At 49.0% G+C, this 14,640-nt stretch carries 14 protein-coding genes and 1 riboswitch; of the genes, 7 read left to right on the top strand and 7 right to left on the bottom strand.

Annotation, left to right across the window (positions count from 1 at the left end; all coding sequences use genetic code 11):
- Positions 1 to 15 precede the first annotated feature (15 nt).
- The 3 genes from OHJ21_RS13905 to OHJ21_RS13915 all read left to right on the top strand — a co-directional run bounded on the left by OHJ21_RS13905 (position 16) and on the right by OHJ21_RS13915 (position 3,525).
- Positions 16 to 1,038, top strand: a complete 1,023-nt coding sequence (locus tag OHJ21_RS13905; protein WP_486020285.1) for a Gfo/Idh/MocA family protein — start codon at positions 16 to 18, stop codon at positions 1,036 to 1,038.
- A 347-nt stretch (positions 1,039 to 1,385) separates the two neighbouring features.
- Positions 1,386 to 2,369: a Gfo/Idh/MocA family protein gene (locus OHJ21_RS13910; protein ID WP_100538220.1), complete on the top strand. Its 984-nt coding sequence runs from the start codon at positions 1,386 to 1,388 to the stop codon at positions 2,367 to 2,369.
- A 193-nt stretch (positions 2,370 to 2,562) separates the two neighbouring features.
- A complete protein-coding gene (locus tag OHJ21_RS13915) occupies positions 2,563 to 3,525 on the top strand; it encodes a Gfo/Idh/MocA family protein (RefSeq protein ID WP_486020286.1) in 963 nt (320 codons plus the stop codon).
- A gap of 158 nt (positions 3,526 to 3,683) precedes the next feature.
- Here OHJ21_RS13915 and OHJ21_RS13920 read toward each other — a convergent pair whose 3' ends face one another.
- From OHJ21_RS13920 to OHJ21_RS13940, 5 genes are all read right to left on the bottom strand, one after another.
- A complete protein-coding gene (locus tag OHJ21_RS13920; RefSeq protein ID WP_486020287.1) occupies positions 3,684 to 5,108 on the bottom strand; it encodes an NAD-dependent succinate-semialdehyde dehydrogenase in 1,425 nt (474 codons plus the stop codon).
- A gap of 178 nt (positions 5,109 to 5,286) precedes the next feature.
- Positions 5,287 to 6,258, bottom strand: a complete 972-nt coding sequence (locus OHJ21_RS13925; RefSeq protein ID WP_486020288.1) for a siderophore ABC transporter substrate-binding protein — start codon at positions 6,256 to 6,258, stop codon at positions 5,287 to 5,289.
- 203 nt (positions 6,259 to 6,461) lie between these two features.
- On the bottom strand, positions 6,462 to 7,220 hold the full coding sequence (locus OHJ21_RS13930) for an iron ABC transporter ATP-binding protein (protein WP_076325073.1): 759 nt from the start codon (positions 7,218 to 7,220) through the stop codon (positions 6,462 to 6,464).
- Positions 7,217 to 8,164 (bottom strand): iron chelate uptake ABC transporter family permease subunit, encoded by a 948-nt coding sequence (locus OHJ21_RS13935; protein WP_394054669.1) that lies wholly within the window; start codon positions 8,162 to 8,164, stop codon positions 7,217 to 7,219. Before OHJ21_RS13935 ends, OHJ21_RS13930 begins: the two co-directional genes overlap by 4 nt.
- Positions 8,154 to 9,107: an ABC transporter permease gene (locus OHJ21_RS13940; protein WP_486020289.1), complete on the bottom strand. Its 954-nt coding sequence runs from the start codon at positions 9,105 to 9,107 to the stop codon at positions 8,154 to 8,156. The genes OHJ21_RS13935 and OHJ21_RS13940 overlap by 11 nt, the downstream gene beginning before the upstream one ends.
- Positions 9,108 to 9,629: 522 nt before the next feature.
- On the opposite strand from OHJ21_RS13940, the gene OHJ21_RS13945 reads away from it, so the two are divergent.
- A complete protein-coding gene (locus OHJ21_RS13945) occupies positions 9,630 to 10,232 on the top strand; it encodes a nitroreductase family protein (protein ID WP_100538226.1) in 603 nt (200 codons plus the stop codon).
- Positions 10,233 to 10,414: 182 nt separating this feature from the next.
- Positions 10,415 to 10,517, top strand: a riboswitch (TPP riboswitch).
- Positions 10,518 to 10,601: 84 nt separating this feature from the next.
- A complete protein-coding gene (locus OHJ21_RS13950; protein WP_326114040.1) occupies positions 10,602 to 11,207 on the top strand; it encodes a YkoF family thiamine/hydroxymethylpyrimidine-binding protein in 606 nt (201 codons plus the stop codon).
- Positions 11,208 to 11,280: 73 nt separating this feature from the next.
- Here the strand turns inward: OHJ21_RS13950 and OHJ21_RS13955 are convergent, their stop codons facing one another.
- Positions 11,281 to 11,376 carry a sporulation protein YjcZ gene (locus OHJ21_RS13955; protein WP_100538228.1) on the bottom strand — a complete coding sequence of 32 codons (96 nt, stop codon included), beginning with the start codon at positions 11,374 to 11,376 and terminating at the stop codon, positions 11,281 to 11,283.
- 117 nt (positions 11,377 to 11,493) lie between these two features.
- A complete protein-coding gene (locus OHJ21_RS13960; protein ID WP_100538229.1) occupies positions 11,494 to 12,192 on the bottom strand; it encodes a nucleotidyltransferase domain-containing protein in 699 nt (232 codons plus the stop codon).
- Between the two features lie 158 nt (positions 12,193 to 12,350).
- On the opposite strand from OHJ21_RS13960, the gene OHJ21_RS13965 reads away from it, so the two are divergent.
- Positions 12,351 to 13,058, top strand: a complete 708-nt coding sequence (locus OHJ21_RS13965; protein ID WP_394054665.1) for a class I SAM-dependent methyltransferase — start codon at positions 12,351 to 12,353, stop codon at positions 13,056 to 13,058.
- A gap of 184 nt (positions 13,059 to 13,242) precedes the next feature.
- Entirely contained in the window at positions 13,243 to 14,493 is a 1,251-nt protein-coding gene (locus tag OHJ21_RS13970; RefSeq protein ID WP_326118836.1) for a methyl-accepting chemotaxis protein, read from the top strand.
- The last annotated feature ends 147 nt before the right edge of the window (positions 14,494 to 14,640 follow it).

A 14,640-nucleotide genomic window follows, 5' to 3' on the forward strand; every position in this document is an offset into this window, starting at 1 on the left:
AAGGAGTGTACGGAAATGTTACAGGTGTTAGTTATTGGTGCGGGCGCCATGGGAAGAACCCATGCCGCCGCCTACGCTTCGATGCCGGACGTCCAGCTTGCCGGGATTGCCGATATCCAGACGGAGAAAGCGCAGCAGCTGGCGGACAGACACGGGGCACAGGCTTATGCTTCATTCGAAGCAGCAGTTGAAGGTTTGGGTTCTGATGTAGTTGATGTCATTGACGTCTGCCTGCCAACCCCGCTTCACAAGGAATACGTTGTGAAAGCGGCGGACATCGGCAAGCATGTCATATGTGAGAAACCGCTGGCCAGAAGCGAGGAAGACGCGCGCTTCATAATCAACTATTGCCACGAAAAAGGAGTACGATTATTTGTCGGTCATGTGCTCCGCTTTTTCCCGGAATATGTGAAGGCCAAGTCGCTTCTGGATCAGGGCAGCATCGGAAAACCCGCGGTCATTCGGGCAGGCCGTGGCGGCGGTTATCCTGTGGGCTGGAACCATTGGTACAGCGACTTCGGAGCGAGCGGCGGAATTACGCTGGACGCGATGATTCATGATTTTGACTACCTGCGCTGGTGCTTCGGCGAGGTGGAGCGCGTTTATGCCAAAGGGCTCCATGGTCGTCATCAGACCCAGCTGGATTATTCGCTGGTAACCCTTCGTTTTCGAAGTGGTGTCATCGCGCATGTGGAAGGCACCTGGGCGCACGAGGGTTTCTCCATGAATTTAGAGATGGCGGGCACAAGCGGCATTATCGATTATGACAGTGTCAAGGACAGCCCTCTCCTCTTCAAAACACGGAGCAGTTCCGCTACCATCCCCGGCGTCGTCGTGCCGGAAAGCCCGCTGGAGCATAGTCCCTATTACCGGGAACTGGAGCACTTCATGTCGTGCATCCGCGATGGCTGCGAGCCGCTCGTAACGGCTGAAGACGCATACGAAGCGCTTCGTATCGCGCTTGCCGCTATAGCCTCGATGGCCTCCGGCGAGCCCGTGGTTATCGAAGATGCTGCGTTTACACTTACTTCACCATAAGAAAAATACGTATCGACGTAATTTCTCAGAAGACAGACCGCATATAGGGGAAATTTTTCTTGCGAGATAAGGAGGCTAAACCTCAGATGCTTATACTTTCTTATCTCTAAAGAAAATGCCTATCGACGTAATTTCTCAGAAGACAGACCGCATACAGCGGGAATTTTTCTTGCGAGATAAGGAGGTTTAGCCTCTGATGTTTATCCTTTCTTATCTCTAAAGAAAATACGTATCGACGTAATTTCTCAGAAGACAGACCGCATACAGCGGAAATTTTTCTTGCGAGATAAGGAGGCTAAGCCTCTGATGCTTATACTTTCTAATCTCTTTAAAAAGGAGTGAAGGCCATGAAATTAGGAGTGATCAGCTTTGCGCATATGCATGCGTTCAGTTATACCAAAGCGCTGCAGGGGATCGAAGGCGTAGAGCTTGCCGGGATAGCCGATCCTGTAGAGGAGCGCGGAAGGAAATACGCCGAGTATTTCGGAACAGCCTATTATCGGGATTATCACGAGCTGCTTAGTCAGGGCCTGGATGGCGTCATTGTCACATCCGAGAATGTCCATCATAAGGAGCACGTTCTGGCCGCCGCTGCAGCCGGGGTGCATGTGCTCTGCGAAAAACCGCTTTCGACTAACATACAGGATGCACAGGTCATGATTGATGCGTGCAAAGCAAGCGGCGTGCTGCTGCAAACGGCATTTCCCGTACGTTACCATGCTGCGGTCGTTCGGGCCAAACAGATGGTTGATGATGGAAAACTAGGCCGTATCCTGGCGATGAAGGGGACCAACCGCGGGCGCAATCCCGGCGGTTGGTTCATCGATCCGGAGCTATCCGGCGGAGGTGCCGTCATTGATCATACGGTGCATGTCGCCGATATCATGCGCTGGATTACAGGTGCCGAGGTGAAGGACGTGTATGCCGAAGTCGACCATCTCATCTCGGAATCTCCCATTGATGATTGCGGCATTCTGACCATGGAATTCCATAATGGTGTGTTTGCCACGCTGGATTGCAGCTGGTCCCGCAATAAGGAGTTTCCGACATGGGGCGACGTCACCTTGGAGATTGTCGGCTCTGCAGGGACCCTAAGCGTTAATGCCACCAGCCAGAAACTGCACGTATACACCGATGATTCCGGCTACCGCCATCATGCATGGGGAGACAGCATGGATGTCAGCCTGATCAGGGATTTCGTATCCTCGATCTCCTCCGGCGCTGCGGAGGCATCCGTCACCGGTGAAGATGGTCTCAAGGCACTTGCCGTGGCTGTAGCCGCCTACCGATCGTCCGAGAGCCATCGGGCCATCACCATGTCGGAGCTGTAATCGTTAACCGGCACAGAAGGCATGCTCGTGGTATTTGAGGAGGACTTCTGTGCTTTTTTTCATAGCGGATCCGGCAATCCAGGTTCAAATGAATGCTTGAATAATATGGATAGCGGGGCTATAATCACGTGTGAGTAATCGAGTTACCGGAATATGTAACCATCATCTTATACGATCAGGAGTGAGGCAATCTATGATTAAAGCAGGCGTGCTTGGAGCGGGAGGCATGGGCGCTGTCCATATCAAAAACCTTCACGGGAACGAATATGTTCAGCTGGCCGCGATATGCGATACGAATGAAGCGTTAGCCAAGCAGCAGGCCGAGCTGTACGGTACGGCTTATTACACGGACGGCAGCACGATGCTGGAGCAGGAGCAGCTGGATGTGCTGTATGTATGCATTCCTCCATTTTGCCATGGAGATATCGAAGAGCAGGCAGCCGCGAAGGGCATTCACCTGATGGTGGAAAAGCCGCTGGGTCTGGACGCCCAGTCCGTCCGCCACAAAGCCAAGGTCATTTCTGAAAGCGGAATCATTGCAGCCTCCGGCTATTGTCTGCGATACCTGGACACCGTTGCGATCGCCAAAGACTTCCTCAAGGACAAAAAAATCGGCATGGTCCGCGCCCACTACATAACAACGCCTGTACCAACTCCTTGGTGGCGAAAGAAAGCATTATCCGGAGGGCAGCTGGTTGAGCAATCCACGCATACCATGGATTTGGTTCGCTACCTGTGCGGCGATATCACCCGCCTGTATGCCGATATGAAGCTGCTGCTGGTGAACGACATTCCGGACCTCGACATACCGGATGTGGGCGCCATCCAATTCGTGTTGGATTCCGGAGCTGTCGGCCATATGCAAACTGGATTTATCCAGTTCGATCACCGCAGCGGGATCGAGATCATGGGCCGCGACTTCCGCGTCGTTCTGGACGGAACCACGCTCTCCATCGTAGACAAGGAGAAAGAAATCGTGTACCGGAGCAAAACGGACTTTTACAAAAACCTTACCAATGCCTTGATCGACGCCATTCGTAACAACGACCCGAGCCTGGTGCTGGCATCTTATGAAGACGGCTTCAAGACGCTGGAAGTAACGCTGGCCGCCAACGAATCCGCGGAAACCGGCAAACCTGTCATCCTACAGTCATAATAAAAAGGGGCTGCTTGTGGTCTGTAGACCTTGAGCATGCCCCTTCATGTTTGGTTAAGAGTGTTTAGTTCATATCACGCAACACGGCAAGCTGCATTGTCTCCGGGCAGCTTGCCGCTTGCGCGTAATCATATGGGAGAGTTGAGCCCATTCCACTCTTATAAACCAAGCGAAATGTACTTCACCTCCAGGAACTCATCCATTCCGTAGTGCCCGCCTTCCCGGCCGAGTCCACTCTCTTTGAATCCGCCGAAGGGCGCTTGCGCCGTTGAAGGTACGGGATCATTCACGCCCACAATCCCGTAATCCAGCGATTCCGCAATGTTCACCGCTTCGCCCAGATTCTGCGTAAATACATAGGCAGCTAATCCATAGGGACTGTTATTGGCACGCTGCACCGCTTCGTCTATCGTTTTGAACGTGGTAATCGGGGCAAGGGGGCCGAAGGTTTCCTCGTTCATGCATTCCATGTCGTCGGTTGCGTTCATTATGACCGTAGGCTCAATATAGTTGCGGCCCAGCTCAGATAATGCTTGACCTCCTGCCAGTATCACGCCGCCCTTCTCTTCTGCGTCCTTGATCTGCCTTACGACTTTATCCACAGCGTCCCGGTTAATCAAAGGACCGATATCGACGCCGTTCTCCAGTCCATTTCCTACCTTCAATTGCTTTACAAGCTCAGCAAACCTCGCGGCAAACTCCTGCGCAATGCCTTCCTGAACATAAACCCGGTTGGCACATACGCAGGTCTGTCCCCCGTTGCGGAACTTGGAGGAGATTAATCCCGCAGCCGCTTGATTCAGGTCCGCCTGATCCGTCACGATAAACGGCGCATGACCGCCCAGCTCCAGCGATATTTTCTTGACGTTAGCGGCAGCTCCGGCCATCAGCTGTTTCCCCACTTCGGTTGATCCTGTAAACGACAGCTTTCTTACGCGGCTGTCCGCCTGCCACACGCCGGAAATATCGCTAGAAGATCCGGTTACGATGTTCATGACCCCGGCAGGAATCCCGGCCTGATCGGCAAGCTCCACCAGCTTGATGGCCGTGAACGGCGTCTCACCGGATGGTTTGATCACCACGGTGCATCCGGCGGCCAGAGCAGGCGCCACCTTACGGGTAATCATGGAGGCCGGGAAGTTCCACGGCGTAATCGCTGCTACGACACCAACGGGCTGCTTGGTTACGATGATGCGTTGGCGGCTGGATGATCCGGGTATGGTCTCGCCGTAGATTCGCTTGCCTTCCTCCGCATACCAGGACACAAAGCTGTTGGCATATTGAATCTCGCCCGCTGCTTCCTTAAGCGGTTTCCCCTGCTCTGTTGTCATAATCCGCGCCAATTCATCCGTATGTTCCTCTATGAGCTGATGCCAGCGGCGCAGCAGTTCCCCCCGCTCATTCGCCGTTCTGCGGGACCACGCCGGAAAAGCATCGGCCGCCGCATCGACGGCAAGCCCGGCTTCCTTCTTGCCGGCCTTGGACACGGTGCCGATCACCTTTCCATCCGCCGGATTATATACATCCATCTGTTCCTCGGTCTGAATCCATTGTCCAGCAATATAGATTTGATTTCGAAACATAGTAAAGACCTCCTCATCGTCTCTTCATGGCTGCGAGTGCTTGTTGATCATCATCTGCTAAGGTACGATCTGTCCTTCTAATTATCCGATACCCACTTACCCTAATGCAAAAAAATAAAACACTGGGGCTTCATGGGAAGCTCCAGTGTTTCCTCTATTCATAACGACTACGCTAAACTTATTTAATAGCTGCGTCTACTTCCGTGATCATTTCGGATACGGACGTCAGGCCGCCACCGGAAAGATACCAGAAATCCGGGTTCAAGTAAACGATGTGACCCTCTTTCGCCGCATTCGTTGTTTTCACAAGTTCATTCTCAACCACCGCTTTAGCGCCTGAATCCCCTTCACCGGTGGCAACCGCTGCGCCACGGTCAACAACAAAGAGATAATCCGGGTTCATCTCAACGATGTACTCATTCGAAATGTCTTTACCATGTGTGCTGACTTCAATGTTAGGATCTACGGCTCCGAAACCGAACACGTCATGCAGAATGCCAAAACGGGAACCTGGTCCGTATGCACTGATTTTGCCTTCGTTAGCCAGGATGATCAATGCCTTCTTGCCGGTTGCTGTAGCTTTCTCATTCAAAGCTTTGATGTTCTCATCGATCGCAGCAAGCTCTTTTTCAACTTCTGCTTCTTTACCGAAGATTTGACCCAGCGTGTTCATGTTTGCTTTAAAGGATTCCATGTATTTGCTTGTATCAACGCCCAGGAAGATGGTTGGAGCAATTTTGCTGAGTTCCTCATATGCATCTTGCTGTCTGCCGGAAATGATGATCAGATCCGGGTTAATGCTGTTGATTTTCTCAAAGTCCGGCTCTTTCAAGCTGCCCACATTCTCGTATTTCTTGTCTTCAAATTTGGACAGGTAGGCCGGGATATTCGCTTGTGGAACGCCCAAAACCTCTTTGCCCAGTTTATCGACAGAGTCCAGAATACCGAAATCGAAAACAACGACGCGGGAAGGATTCTTCTTAACAGACGTTTCACCCAGCTGATGGGTAATCGTGATTTCTTCGGTTGCAGCCGGTGTATCTCCAGCTGCATCTCCACCACCCGTGCCGCTTGTTTTATCGTCTTGACCACAAGCCGCGAGTACAAGCGTGAACATTGCTACCATAAATAAAGCCAACCATTTTTTCATTGTTTACACCCCAATTTTTTATATTTAAAAAAGCTCTATAATTCAACATATATTTGAATTTATGGTTGAATATGTAATTCAATTCGAACAGATTAAATCATGCCGTCTTGTACCCAAGGCAGCCCTGTCCTTGTATATGATAAGGATTCCGTGCTGTTGTTCTCCTTAGAATCCTTATCCTCCACTCTCTGATACCATGTCGCTTAGCCGTAATATACGCATACCCGATTGTCATTAATCTCTTCGATCTCAATGTCCATGTCATAGATGCCGCGAAGCACATTGCTCTGAATGATGTTCTCGGTCTTCCCTTCGCTTTCAATGGCTCCATCCTTCAATGCGACGATGTAATCCGAATAGAAGGAGGCGAAGTTGATGTCATGAATAACGATGACAATCGTCTTGTTCAGATCAGCGACAAGCTTTCTGAGAATCTTCATAATCTGTACGGAGTGTTTCATATCCAGATTGTTCAAAGGCTCATCCAGCAGGATATACTCTGTATTCTGGGCGATAACCATCGCAATGTAGGCACGCTGGGTCTGACCGCCACTGAGCTGATGAAGATATTTATGCTGCATATCCCCAAGCTCCATATAGGAAATCGCTTCATCCACGTATTTCTCGTCTTCCGCATTCAATCTGCCCTGAGAGTATGGAAAACGACCGAAGGATACAAGCTCACGCACCGTCAGCCGGAGGCTGATATGGTTGGATTGTTTCAGGATCGAAACCTTCTTCGCCAGATCGCCGCTCTTCCATTGGCTAACCTCTTTACCATCCACCGTAATTTGTCCGCTGTCCTTGCCTGTTAATCTGCTAATCATGGACAGCAAAGTACTCTTGCCGGCACCGTTCGGGCCGATAAAGGAAGTGATTTGACCTTTCGGGATCGTAACCGACACGTTATCAACGACTTTTTTGCCGCCATAGACTTTCGATACGTTCGTAACCTGGATCATGCTTTACTCTCCTTTAGTAGCAGGTATATGAAGTAGACACCGCCGATGAAGTTGATAATGACGCTGAGCGTTGTAGAGAACGTAAACACCCGTTCTACAACCAATTGACCGCCGACCAGCGCAATAACGCTAATCAGTATGGATGCTGCAATTAAATATGAATGCCTGTACGTCTTCATAACTTCGTACGCAACATTGACAACCAGGAGCCCGAGGAATGTAATCGGCCCCACCAAAGCGGTGGCCACCGAGATCAGAACTGCAACCACAATCAGAAGCCGCTTCACAACATAATCATAATTCACGCCGAGATTGATCGCCTGCTCACGGCCTAGTGCCAGCACGTTCAGGTACTTGGCAAACCGGGCAAAATACAGCAAGGTCAGCGCAATAACAATGACGGAAAGGACCAGAAGCTCGGTCTTTACATTGTTAAAGCTGGCAAACATTTTGTCTGCCACAAACTGGAATTCGTTCGGATCAATCAGCACTTCCATGAAGGAAGACATACTGGAGAACAGGGTCCCAAAAATCATGCCGATCAGCAGCAGGAAGTAAATGTTGTTTCCTTCCCTTTTGAACAAAATCTTATATAAGACTCCCGCAAACAGGATCATCCCGCCGACGTTGATCAAAAAGTTAACGTTGCTGCCCAGTTTGTACAGCGTAAAGGATCCGAAGACAAAGATGACGGTGGTCTGGATCAGGATATATAAGGAATCTAATCCCATAACGCTTGGCGTCAGTATCCGGTTATTCGTGACCGTTTGAAACACCGTGGTAGACAGAGCAATCGCTCCGCCGGTCAGAATAATGGCCAGCACCTTCTTGATTCTTCTTGGAAGCGCGTAATCCCAATTGCCGCCAAGATCAATGAACAGAAAGACTGCCACCAGGATGATTGCCGCTGCGGCCAACAGGCCGAGTTTGGCTTTATAAGTCATATGCCTTTCTCCTCATCAGTAAGAAAATGAATATACCGCTTCCGAGTACGCCCACGGTTAGACTAATCGGAATTTCATAGGGATAAATAATGATCCGGCCCAGGATGTCACAGAACAGTACGAACCCGGCCCCCAACAGCGCGGTATGCGAAAGGCTTTTTTTCAAATGGTCTCCTAAGTATAAACTGACAATATTAGGTATGATCAGACCAAGAAACGGAATCACGCCGACGGTCAGCACGACGGATGCCGTAACCAGCGCCACGATGACCAGTCCCAGATTCACAACTCTCCGGTAGTGAAGGCCCAGGTTGGTTGCAAACTCCTCTCCCATTCCGGCCACCGTAAACTTGTTGGCAAACAGATACGCCAGAATCACAAGCGGGATGCTAATATAGAGCATTTCATACTGGCCCTTCATGATCATGGAAAAATCACCCTGAAGCCATGCGGACATATTCTGAATAAGATCATATTTGTAGGCAAAGAAAGTGGCTATCGAACTGACGATATTACCAAACATCAGTCCAACGAGCGGGATGAAGATCGCATCCTTGAACTTGATCCGATCCAGGATCTTCATGAAGATAAAGGTTCCTGCCAGAGCGAATACAAAGGCCACAAGCATTTTGATAAGCGGTCCGCTTGTCGTGAAGACGAGCATCGCTACCAAAATCCCCAGTCTGGCTGAGTCCATCGTACCTGCCGTGGTCGGCGATACGAACTTATTGCGGCTGAGCTGCTGCATGATCAATCCGCAGATGCTCATGCTGACACCCGCCAATATGAGACTGACAAGCCTAGGAAACCGGCTTACAAGCATAATATGCTGTTGTTGTTCTGTCATCGAAAACAGTTGCAGTGGCGAGATATCTTTAACTCCAATAAATAATGAAATTACGGAGAGTACCACAACGGCTGCAAATAAGTATCTAATCTTCATGGCTCTTCCTTCTATGCGTATGTCTCTAAACACCCGGGATCTTGCAATTTTCATCACCATTCTCATTGAGATTGATTATCAATTGCGTTCTGATATGCATTATATCATCCTCATTCTGGCTCGACAAGTATAATTGAGAATGAAAATCAATTAATAGCTTCATACATGTATATTTTGTCATGAATTGTTCATAATATGAAGTTTCGAGGAGACATAACTAATATCCACAGGCAGAGTCACACTTTCGTTAAGCTTCCCTTTAATGAGGCTTCTCTAAAAACTAGACGAATTCAATTCATATTAAATACATAAGAAAAATTATATTTAATCAAAAGCCGTTGACAATTGCTCTAAGTTATATTAATATCCTAACATAATTATTATTTCTAACTAAACGTAAGTTAATATGGAATGATAATTAAATTGATTGCAATAAAAAGCAAAATGCATATTTGCTTGAAGTAAAGGACATCTTCTTATCAGGCGAATGCAAATTCGATTACACCAGGAGGTTTTTTTTCAATGTCTAAAGATTTTTCAACTGCACTCAAAAATCGCCGTTCTTATTACGGGATTAGCAAAGAATCCGTTATCTCGGACGAGCGTATCCAAGAAATCGTAAACGAAGCGGTTAAGTATACCCCTTCTTCTTTCAACTCCCAAAGTGCACGCGTCGTTGTATTGCTTGGCGAACAGCATGATAAACTGTGGAACATGACGGAAGGCATCCTGAAGGAAGTCGTTGGCGATGAAGAAGCCTTCAAATCCACGGCCGACAAAATGGCTGCATTCCGCGCTGGTTACGGTACGGTATTGTTCTTCGAGGACAACAACGTCATTGCCGGGCTGCAACAAAACTTTGCCGCTTATGCCGACAACTTCCCGGTTTGGTCCAACCAATCCAACGGCATGCTGCAATTTGTAGTATGGACATCCCTTGAAGCAGAAGGTCTGGGTGCATCCCTGCAGCACTACAACCCGCTGATCGACGAAAAAGTAAAATCCGAATGGAACATCCCAGAAAGCTGGAAGCTGATTGCTCAAATGCCTTTCGGTAAGCCGGTTGCTGAACCAGGCGAAAAAGAATTTGCACCGCTGGAAGATCGCGTGAAAGTATACAACTAAACCAATAGATGAAAAAACCGCCTTCCTAAGTTCCTGCAACTGGGATAGGCGGTCTTTTTTATAATGGGCAAAGATTGAAAAACCGATCGCAAAACGATACAATTACACAGGTAAGAACCCTCGAATTCCTACGATAACGGAGGCTCCGGGGCAAACTTGCAATAACCAACTACATAGGATGTTGGCTGTACTAGGGGTGCCATGTGCTGAGAGACGGCGGGCTGCCGTTAACCCTTATCACCCGATCTAGGTCATACTAGCGTGGGGAAGTGTAGCATTTATGTTTATTTCTTTTCGTAGGCATAACTGCACCTTCTTCATGGGGTGCGGTTTTTTTGCGTGGACTTATATTATGGGGAGGAAATGACAATGAATGAGCTTGTATGCGGAACCAGCCGGATCGTCGGATGCCGGTTCTCGGTATTTCCCATGACGGACCGGTTTGTAGAGGTCATCATGGACGCACTACAATCTGTGGATACGGAGAAAGTGTGGATTCAGACAGATGATGTGAGCACCTGTATTCGTGGACGAGCAGAGCATGTCTTTGATGTTACAAGGGCGATATTCGCCCATGCCGCGGCGAGCGGCGTGCACACCGTTTTTAATGGTACTTATTCCATCGGCTGCCCCGGTGATACGGACGCCGATGTATATATGACTGAGGATTCGACCCTCTTAAACCGTGACATCGGAGAACATGCCGAAATCGAGACTGCCTGCCAATTCGCTCTTTACCCCATGGGTACCGATAACTATATGGAAGTCATCTACAGTGAAGTAAATCGTGCGAAGGAAGCCGGGACATTCGCCGGAAGCGTTCATTACGCCAGCCGATTGGACGGGTCCCTGTCCCGGGTATTTGGATCGCTTGAAGACGCGTTTTTACATGCGATTCAATCCGACAGCAGCCATCTGGTCATGACTGCAGTTGTGTCCGCACACAGCCCATCAATCAAAGCCGCATCGAATTGAGTTCTATTGAGGCAGACAAAAGCCCGGCAAAAGCCGGGCTTTCCTGTCACTAGCTGCCAAGAATCTTGACAGTTTAAACCCAAGCACTCAAGATAATTACGAGCAGGATAAAGAGAACCAAAATAGTTCCTACTGAATTGCCCCATGCGCCGCCGTATTCTCCGCTCATGAAGATCCCCTCCTGGATTTAAAGAATGACGTGATGTAATCACACTATTATAGTATTGCCCGCTTTGTGCTAGTGTCACGGCTAATGTACCTCTCTTTATATATTGGTTAGGAAATATTATTCCTCAAAACCAATGAGAAGCTTCCCTCCGTACGGACGGAGCATTTCCTCGGTGAATGCCATCAGAGCTGAGGGATCATCCTGGCGATACATCGCCGCGAGCGCTGCTTCCAATCGGTCTCCCAAGATTGTGTCATAGCGGCTGAACAGCCGGAACAGTGTTTTCCCTTCACCCGTCCACTCCCGGTTCACCCTAAGTACAAATTCACAGAGAATCGCCGCGATTTTGTGCACCGTAAACCATTTTTCGCCATCCCTTCGTGGACCCTCCAAGTCCAGCATGTACTCGGTTAGCATATAACGGTATTGGTTCATGTCGGTTAGCGTCAAGGGCATGGGGCCGTAATTCAAATCGCTTCGGGCCTCCGCCCGTACCTCTTCTCCCTCGGGCAGCGCGCGCAGCACCGTCCCATCCGCAATCATCCGCTGCATTGACGGATTCGCCGCCATGACGCCCTCGTCGAAATATTCGCGATACGAGGATAAAGACAATATAAATATTTCCGCGATCCACCCATGTGCCTCTATCGTCTTCCTGCTGAAATCATATCCGTCCCGTTCTATGACCATGATGTCCAAATCGGATTGTTCATTATATTCGCCTCTGCTCGCACTGCCGCCGAGCACAGCAAGCAAACAGTCGGGATAATCGTGTTGAATGACACGTTTCGCTGCCTCTACCGGTTCCATCCTCATGACGTTTCCTCCAATATGACTCTAATCCTCCCGAAAAAAGGGCTCAAAATATCTAATTCAGCTAAAACCCTAAACGTACCTGAATCATATGGTAAATAAACGATTACCCTCATGTTGATCATAAGGAAGAAGGGATAGATGAGATGAACTATATTCATATGCTCTCCAAATTAGGCATGGGCAGTGCCCACCCGGGAGGATTCGAGGCAACCCTCAGAATGCTGAAGAATTTTCCCATTCAACCGGGCAGCCGCATTCTGGAGGTGGGGTGCGGAACTGGCAGAACCGCATGCCATCTTTCGGAGATGGGGTATCAAGTGACCGCCATTGACCTAAACGAGAATATGATCAAAAAAGCCCGCGCAAGAGCCAAGGCTATGGAAATCGATGTCCAGTTCCATCAGGCGGATGTATGCGCATTGCCTTTCGAGGACAACCAATTTGATCTGATCATGGCCGAGTCCGTTACTGTATTTACAGATACTTCGAAATCGCTGCCCGAATATTACCGCGTTCTGGATCATGGAGGTGTCCTGCTGGACAGAGAATTGCTGCTAGATAAGCCCATGCCGGAGGCAAAGCTTCAGGAACTGCTCGAATTCTTCGGGATCCCTAATCTCATGATGAGGGAAGAATGGGCGGAGTCGCTCTTGGCTTGCGGGTTTAAACAAGAAGAGATTCTGGAGTACAATCACTTCAATGAGCAGTTAAAGGAAGAGCAAACACGTCATTTGGATACATTAGAACAGCGCGATAAAGGACTTCTGTTCGATGTTGCGCTTTGGGAAACGCTGTTCAAGCATGACCGCATGATCCTGGACAATACCGATTATCTCGCTTCCGCCTTATTCCGGGCTGTAAAATAAAATCATTTCCTATCTGTGCATTAAGGGGGATTCGCATATTCGCTGCGTATCCCCTCTCCCTCCTCAAATTTCAGTTCTTTCGACCTAATTCAACACTTTTTGTCATTTCGTTCTATCTAGTTTTGCCCGTCGATGCTATAATCATGGTAAATATATCCTATGTTGTTGAGGAGGACTCATTCTTATGGCATGGTTCAACAGACTCCCTATCTCGCGGAAAATTACCGCAGCCTGTTTTCTCATTGCCGCTTTGTTTGCGGTTCCAATGCTGCTTGCATTTATTCTAATGGGTAAAGCAATCATTGGTGTGGTCATCGTCGTGGCACTAACCGGTCTTACGGTTCCTCTTTCTCGCCTCATTGAGAAAGCGCTTACGAATTCCTTTGCGGAAATCTCCAGCGTTTCCGCCAAAATCGCTAAAGGCGACTTCACCTTCCAGGTAGAAGAGGTTGGGGGAATGAACGATCTCAGCCGAACGTTCAACAGCATGGTGGACAAGCTTCGTAAAATATTGCAGGAGACCTCGGATATCACCCGCCAGGTCATGACGTCAAGCTCAAACATCTCGATTAAAAACCAGGAGCTCATTCAAGTGATGAATCAGGTCTCCTTATCCTCCAATGAGCTGGCCGTCGGCGCTAACGAAATTTCGGAAGACGTAGCCGAAATGACGCATTCCATCCGTGAGATCGAAGAGAAGGTCAGCAATTATACGCATTCAACCCAGGAAATGAATACCCGTTCGATCGAAACGCTGGGACTGGTTGAGCAAGGAAGGGACTCCGTTGCCAAGCAGTCTGCCGGAATGCAGCGTAATATTGACGCAACGGCCAAGGTCTCGGAATCCATTGATGCACTGGCCCAGAGTGCCAGGGGAATTACGCAGATCACGGAGACGATCTCGGAACTTGCCGATCAGACCAACTTGTTATCCTTGAACGCATCCATTGAAGCCGCAAGAGCAGGGGAGCATGGCGCGGGCTTTGCCGTCGTAGCCCAAGAGGTGCGTAAATTGGCCGAAGAATCCACGTCATCGACACGGGAAGTATTCAATCTCGTACGGAGCATCGAATCGGACGTGAAACATGCGACTCAGAACATTAAAATTAATGAAGAGGTCGTCAGGCAGCAAACCGAAATGATCCGTGAAGCTGAGCTGGTGTTCATGGAGATTGTAAACAGTGTGCAGTATATTTCGGAGCAGATCGCTGCTTTCTCCAAGGAGAGCGAATCCATGCTGGATAGTGCGAAGAGCATTTCTTCCGCGATTCAGAATATATCGGCGATCACACAGCAATCCGCCGCAGGAACGGAGCAGGTGTCGGCATCCATGAATGAAGGCATTTCATCGATCCAGAAGATGGCCGAGGAAGCAGAAGCGATGAATAATGCCGTCTTCCGGCTGCAAAAAACGATCAACATTTTCAAATTTTAAGTATGGTACAGACTACATAATGTATACTGCTTTCGAAGCGACTACGGACCGAAAATGCAAGAAATGGCTGTGCGAGGATAACATCCTGAGCACAGCCATTTTTTCATTTGTACCATTATTAAATCTGACGAACCGTATGTCATGAGA

The sequence above is a fragment of the Virgibacillus sp. LDC1 genome (assembly GCF_025792345.1).
Classification (GTDB): Bacteria; Bacillota; Bacilli; order Paenibacillales; family Paenibacillaceae; genus Paenibacillus_AQ; species Paenibacillus_AQ lautus.

Excerpts from the sequence above, each read along its gene's own strand:
- OHJ21_RS13905 (WP_486020285.1), top strand. The coding sequence starts at position 16 with ATGTTACAGGTGTTAGTTATTGGTGCGGGCGCCATGGGAAGAACCCAT.
- OHJ21_RS13910 (WP_100538220.1), top strand. The coding sequence starts at position 1,386 with ATGAAATTAGGAGTGATCAGCTTTGCGCATATGCATGCGTTCAGTTAT.
- OHJ21_RS13915 (WP_486020286.1), top strand. The coding sequence starts at position 2,563 with ATGATTAAAGCAGGCGTGCTTGGAGCGGGAGGCATGGGCGCTGTCCAT.
- OHJ21_RS13920 (WP_486020287.1), bottom strand. The coding sequence starts at position 5,108 with ATGTTTCGAAATCAAATCTATATTGCTGGACAATGGATTCAGACCGAG.
- OHJ21_RS13925 (WP_486020288.1), bottom strand. The coding sequence starts at position 6,258 with ATGAAAAAATGGTTGGCTTTATTTATGGTAGCAATGTTCACGCTTGTA.
- OHJ21_RS13930 (WP_076325073.1), bottom strand. The coding sequence starts at position 7,220 with ATGATCCAGGTTACGAACGTATCGAAAGTCTATGGCGGCAAAAAAGTC.
- OHJ21_RS13935 (WP_394054669.1), bottom strand. The coding sequence starts at position 8,164 with ATGACTTATAAAGCCAAACTCGGCCTGTTGGCCGCAGCGGCAATCATC.
- OHJ21_RS13940 (WP_486020289.1), bottom strand. The coding sequence starts at position 9,107 with ATGAAGATTAGATACTTATTTGCAGCCGTTGTGGTACTCTCCGTAATT.
- OHJ21_RS13945 (WP_100538226.1), top strand. The coding sequence starts at position 9,630 with ATGTCTAAAGATTTTTCAACTGCACTCAAAAATCGCCGTTCTTATTAC.
- OHJ21_RS13950 (WP_326114040.1), top strand. The coding sequence starts at position 10,602 with ATGAATGAGCTTGTATGCGGAACCAGCCGGATCGTCGGATGCCGGTTC.
- OHJ21_RS13955 (WP_100538228.1), bottom strand. The coding sequence starts at position 11,376 with ATGAGCGGAGAATACGGCGGCGCATGGGGCAATTCAGTAGGAACTATT.
- OHJ21_RS13960 (WP_100538229.1), bottom strand. The coding sequence starts at position 12,192 with ATGAGGATGGAACCGGTAGAGGCAGCGAAACGTGTCATTCAACACGAT.
- OHJ21_RS13965 (WP_394054665.1), top strand. The coding sequence starts at position 12,351 with ATGCTCTCCAAATTAGGCATGGGCAGTGCCCACCCGGGAGGATTCGAG.
- OHJ21_RS13970 (WP_326118836.1), top strand. The coding sequence starts at position 13,243 with ATGGCATGGTTCAACAGACTCCCTATCTCGCGGAAAATTACCGCAGCC.